This window comes from Vibrio sp. V43_P6S15P86 (assembly GCF_009904725.1).
In the GTDB taxonomy this organism is placed as follows: domain Bacteria; phylum Pseudomonadota; class Gammaproteobacteria; order Enterobacterales; family Vibrionaceae; genus Vibrio; species Vibrio diabolicus.
The window spans coordinates 1-2,941 of sequence record NZ_WXWT01000121.1; the positions used below are offsets into that span (position 1 = coordinate 1).

Sequence of the window (2,941 nt, forward strand, 5' to 3'; positions counted from 1 at the left end):
CCCATAATGCGCACTGATGTAGGGGTTCCTGTGGACTTGCAATCACTAAGGCCAATCCAGCACAAGCCATTGAAATGCTTGATAATCCAAGTCCGTTAAACTTTTTTCCTATGTTCTGCCATAGTGTCTGCGCTTCGTGCGTTTTTGCTTTATCCATCGCTAAGCCAATCAGAGCCTTTTCTTTGTCTTCGCCTACAACGTCTGCAAGCATAAGTATCTGATTCTCGTTAAGAAATGTTCGACCTTTTCTAACTTCAGTGATCATTTGCGGGCTTACACCCAAGTCATGAGCTATTTGTTTGTATTGAACGTAGTTCATCTTGTCTTTATAAGCGTCGAGCAGCTTGTTTGTATACATTTTGTAGCATCCTCAATTCACGTCATTAAACCGATTTTAGTCTTTTAACACATAATTTGCTGTATTGACGATACATAAGATTCTGTATTTAATCGCTACAGAATTTAATGTATTCGACCTCTTGGATGGTCGTTCGGAACTGGTCAAGGCGATTTCATGAACGAAGCTCAAATCATCTATTACGACTTGCTACCTGACTACACGGTGTCTGTTTTGGTCAAAGGTTGCGACGAATGGGATTTGCTTAAATCCATGTCTCATCTTGAGTCTTGGGCTTCCTCTCAGTTCACTTCTTATGAGTTGGTGTCCATCACCAACACGACTGTTGAACAACGTATCAATTTGGGGGTGTTTGATGACTACTGCAACTAACATCCTCAAAAAGTTCGATGAACAAAGCGTTCATATCGATTACCTGTGTTTTACGTTTGCTGTGAAAGACTTACGTCATTGTCATGATGCGGTTCGTCGATTGCACAAGCATGAGGAATACAAAGGCTTTGCCAAATCAGGACTGTTACAGCGTCACTGTCGTGCGCCTAAGTTCCCTGCTCCACCTGTGTTTAATCCGACCGTCGCTAAGACGTCTGAAGAAATTGAAGCGTACAACAAAGCCTTTGATATCTGTTACCGCAACTACCTAGAAGATTGCTTGCGCATTTTCACCAATCAAGTGCTTGGTTTGTCGTTGTCTGCGCCTCGCGGTTTGGGTTTTCAGTTCTACACCGAATCCATGAAACTGACTTCGCCAGATGGTGAGGACTTCTGCGGCTTCGTTGGTATCGGTGGTAACAATGACACGGTGCATTTCCAAATCAACGGAACGGGATGCAAGCATGTATTTGCCCGTCGTCCTACGTGGTCGCTACATGACTGGCTGACCAATGTACTTGGTGTGCAAACTTTGGCGCGTGTTGACTTGGCCTATGACGATTACGACGGCATTTTTGATTGCGAATACGCTTACAAGGCGTGGCGTGACGACTGTTTCCGCACCGCCGAACGTGGTCGTGGCCCTGTGCTTCATGAAGATATGACCATTGCCAGTATCGGCAAAGACGGCAAACCGATTTACACCAAAGAGCAATACTCGATTGGTTCGCGTACCTCGCGCATTTACTGGCGTATCTACAACAAGGCTCTTGAGCAGAAACTCGCAAACACGGGTCTTGTCTGGTATCGCTCTGAAGTCGAGCTGAAAAAATGGAATGTTGATGTGTTGCTGAATCCAGCTGGCGCGTATGCCGCGCTCAATGATTTCGCAGCCTCGATTTCTACCGCTAAGAAATTCAATACCAAACCTGTCCCGACCAAACGCGCGGCGTTAGACCTGTTGGCCTCTGCGCACTGGATGCGCCGCCAGTACGGGAAAATTCTGAACTCTTTAATCGAATTCCATGAGGGTGACATTGAAACCGTGGTCGGTTCCCTTGTCCGTGATGGAACTAAATTCACCTTCCCCGATACTTACGGCAAGTTGGTGACTCACATATTGGAGACTTAACAAATGGCTAAATCCGTTTTTGTACTTGGCATGGATATCACTTGGAACTCAGCACGTGGTGACAGTGCTCAACTAAACGTGTCGCGTCCTCTACGTGAAATCAACTCGGAGAAATTCAAACGCCGCACTATCGGTGAATCGGGTGATGTGAATCCCCAATGGGATCAACCGTTGATGATTGACCATGAATATGCCCTGCTTCTTGAGCGCACTGGTGCTCTCGTTCCTCGCCGTGAATACCAATTGCGCTTGGAGATTAACCCAGAAGACCCATTGTCAGGCGCTATCGTGACTGAGCTTATTCCAGTCGACCAAGAAATTAAGAAGCACTTTGAAGCTTCAATGAAAACAGTTCAAGGCTAAAAAATGTCTGTATGCGTCACCGTCGTTAACCAGTATGGCAATTTGAAAGCAACAAAAACGCCTGTTGCGGATTGCCAAGAATACGTGCTGATTTCGGCGGTGGACTACCAAGAATATAAGGAACCAGTCCTATTCAACGGTGACTTGTTCCTGTATGTCAGTGGCGTGCTCTTGATCAACATGGTCGTTGGTCACTGGGTGGGTCGTGTTGTTCGCCTTATGAGTAAAAGGTAAATCTTATGAAAAAACTAGAACTTGTTGTAAATAACGTAAAACACGCAGTCGTAAACAAAAAAACCGCAGCTGGCGCTGCTCTTATGGTCGCGTCTGTCTCTCCGGCGTTCGCTGAAGTCGATATCACGGGCGCAATCAACTCTGCGGTATCCGGTGGTCAAGCTAACGTATCACTGGTTGTGGCGGGTCTGATTGGTATGGCAGCACTGGGCTTTGGTGTGACAATGGTTGTTGGCTTCTTGCGTAAATAACGGCTCACCTCTATGCCTCCTTTATCGGGTAATTTACTTGGAGATGTTCTCGCTATCGTTCTAGGTGTTGCCTTTGCGGGGGCATTCCTCCACGGCTTTGTGAGTGGCATCAATACTCACTAATCAACGGATAAGGGAGCTTCGGCTCCCTTTTTTAATGGTGCAAATGTGAATAAGTCACTCGTTTTACTTTTGTTTTCTTGCTTGTTCCTGTCGTGGCATGCAAGCGCA

At 46.2% G+C, this 2,941-nt stretch carries 6 protein-coding genes; 5 read left to right on the forward strand and 1 reads right to left on the reverse strand.

The window, feature by feature from the left end; translation table 11 throughout:
• The coding region (locus tag CAG69_RS05385) for a DUF3693 domain-containing protein (RefSeq protein ID WP_161443058.1) at positions 1-358 on the reverse strand (358 nt) is incomplete at its 3' end.
• 156 nt (positions 359-514) lie between these two features.
• On the opposite strand from CAG69_RS05385, the gene CAG69_RS05390 reads away from it, so the two are divergent.
• Genes CAG69_RS05390 through CAG69_RS05410 form a run of 5 tightly spaced genes read left to right on the forward strand, consistent with a single transcriptional unit; the run spans position 515 to position 2,710 of the window.
• Positions 515-730 (forward strand): hypothetical protein, encoded by a 216-nt coding sequence (locus tag CAG69_RS05390; RefSeq protein WP_005477640.1) that lies wholly within the window; start codon positions 515-517, stop codon positions 728-730.
• Positions 714-1,862 (forward strand): replication initiation factor domain-containing protein, encoded by a 1,149-nt coding sequence (locus CAG69_RS05395; protein ID WP_041170645.1) that lies wholly within the window; start codon positions 714-716, stop codon positions 1,860-1,862. Before CAG69_RS05390 ends, CAG69_RS05395 begins: the two co-directional genes overlap by 17 nt.
• 3 nt (positions 1,863-1,865) lie before the next feature.
• Positions 1,866-2,225 (forward strand): DUF1293 family protein, encoded by a 360-nt coding sequence (locus tag CAG69_RS05400; protein WP_161443063.1) that lies wholly within the window; start codon positions 1,866-1,868, stop codon positions 2,223-2,225.
• A 3-nt stretch (positions 2,226-2,228) separates the two neighbouring features.
• Positions 2,229-2,459 carry a hypothetical protein gene (locus CAG69_RS05405; RefSeq protein ID WP_005477619.1) on the forward strand — a complete coding sequence of 77 codons (231 nt, stop codon included), beginning with the start codon at positions 2,229-2,231 and terminating at the stop codon, positions 2,457-2,459.
• Between the two features lie 5 nt (positions 2,460-2,464).
• Complete coding sequence (locus CAG69_RS05410) at positions 2,465-2,710, forward strand: hypothetical protein (protein WP_029851175.1); 246 nt, start codon at positions 2,465-2,467, stop codon at positions 2,708-2,710.
• Positions 2,711-2,941 lie beyond the last annotated feature (231 nt).

Bases quoted from the DNA above. Each gene is read 5' to 3' on its own strand.
- CAG69_RS05390 (WP_005477640.1), top strand. From the start codon at position 515: ATGAACGAAGCTCAAATCATCTATTACGACTTGCTACCTGACTACACG.
- CAG69_RS05395 (WP_041170645.1), top strand. From the start codon at position 714: ATGACTACTGCAACTAACATCCTCAAAAAGTTCGATGAACAAAGCGTT.
- CAG69_RS05400 (WP_161443063.1), top strand. From the start codon at position 1,866: ATGGCTAAATCCGTTTTTGTACTTGGCATGGATATCACTTGGAACTCA.
- CAG69_RS05405 (WP_005477619.1), top strand. From the start codon at position 2,229: ATGTCTGTATGCGTCACCGTCGTTAACCAGTATGGCAATTTGAAAGCA.
- CAG69_RS05410 (WP_029851175.1), top strand. From the start codon at position 2,465: ATGAAAAAACTAGAACTTGTTGTAAATAACGTAAAACACGCAGTCGTA.